The sequence below is a fragment of the Moorena sp. SIO3B2 genome, assembly GCF_010692525.1.
GTDB lineage: Bacteria > Cyanobacteriota > Cyanobacteriia > Cyanobacteriales > Coleofasciculaceae > Moorena > Moorena producens.
Genome location: NZ_JAAHHE010000951.1, coordinates 1 through 1,159 on the forward strand (window position 1 = coordinate 1; position 1,159 = coordinate 1,159).

A 1,159-nucleotide genomic window follows, 5' to 3' on the forward strand; every position below is an offset into this window, starting at 1 on the left:
GGGCGCTCTTTTTAATCGCGGGTGTTTTGCCCAGCCGCAACCTCAAGGAACTGCAACATCAGCCGATTAATACCCAAATCTGGATTGCCCTGGCTATAGCTAGCTTCTCAATTTCCGGCTTTCCCTTATTGTCAGGCTTTGGGGCGAAGGTGTTGACCATGAAGAATCTAGTGCCCTGGCAAGTTATCGGTATGAATATTGCTGCCGTAGGAACAGCAATATCCTTTGCTAAATTCATTTTTCTGCCCCATGGGGATGGCAGCCAAGGGCAGGTAAAGGTCGGTTTTTGGTTAGCGATGATACTGTTGCTCGGTGGGCTGATTGCCGTCAATGGTGTGTATTACCAAGCATATAATTATGCCAATATTATCAAACCCCTGGCAACCATTGCCCTTGGGTGGTTGGCATATTTGTTGATTTTCAAACGATCTGTAATCAAGCTGCCCCGTGTGCTTGAAGAATTTGACCATCTCATTGGGATGATGAGTCTGATGTTAATCCTACTGTTCTGGATGGTGTTTCAACCATGATTGGGCATCTAAATCTAATCTTACGACTGGTTATCTGGTTTTTGCTGACTGCCAATCTGAGTCCGTCAAATATCATCATTGGCATTGCGATCGCATTCCTATTACCAGGACGCCCCAAAACCCCAGAAGCCTTAAAGGATTGGCTCCGGGTGCTCGGTGAAGTGATAGTGGCGATTCCCCAGGCATATATTGAGGCATTTGAAATCATGCTCCGTCCCCATAAGCACGAAGATGTGATCATGGAAGGAGTCAAACCCCAACGGACCCCTGGGCTAATATTCCTGGATATATTCCTGATCACCTTTACACCAAAAACCATTGTGTTGAAATACCACCAAGATGGCAGGTACGAAGTACACCGGGTTAGACGGAGGAGAAAGCGATGACACTGATCCTGATTGCCATGATTCTGGCTCTGCTCATCCCCATTTATGAGGCTTGGCAAGATGATGATATTTGGCAAAAAATGTTGGCATTTGCCAGTATTGCCACCAAAACATCGATCATGATCCTAGTGGTATCTGTTTTGCGCGATGATTGGATGATCGGTGTTGTCGGGGTGATCATCCTGAGTGTGGGGAATGCTGGATTAATGCTACTGGCACATGTAATTAAACGAGTCAATAACC

At 46.2% G+C, this 1,159-nt stretch carries 2 protein-coding genes and 1 pseudogene; all 3 read left to right on the plus strand.

The window, feature by feature from the left end:
* Positions 1-530: pseudogene (locus tag F6K38_RS42615) on the plus strand (cation:proton antiporter); the annotation flags it as partial.
* Entirely contained in the window at positions 527-916 is a 390-nt protein-coding gene (locus tag F6K38_RS42620; protein WP_008189899.1) for a Na+/H+ antiporter subunit E, read from the plus strand. The pseudogene F6K38_RS42615 and the gene F6K38_RS42620, both read left to right, overlap by 4 nt.
* On the plus strand, positions 913-1,159 hold a 247-nt coding region (locus F6K38_RS42625; RefSeq protein WP_287360941.1), incomplete at its 3' end, for a hypothetical protein. The genes F6K38_RS42620 and F6K38_RS42625, both read left to right, overlap by 4 nt.

What these genes read in the sequence shown, in the direction of transcription:
- F6K38_RS42620 (WP_008189899.1), top strand. Translation starts at nt 527, where the DNA reads ATGATTGGGCATCTAAATCTAATCTTACGACTGGTTATCTGGTTTTTG.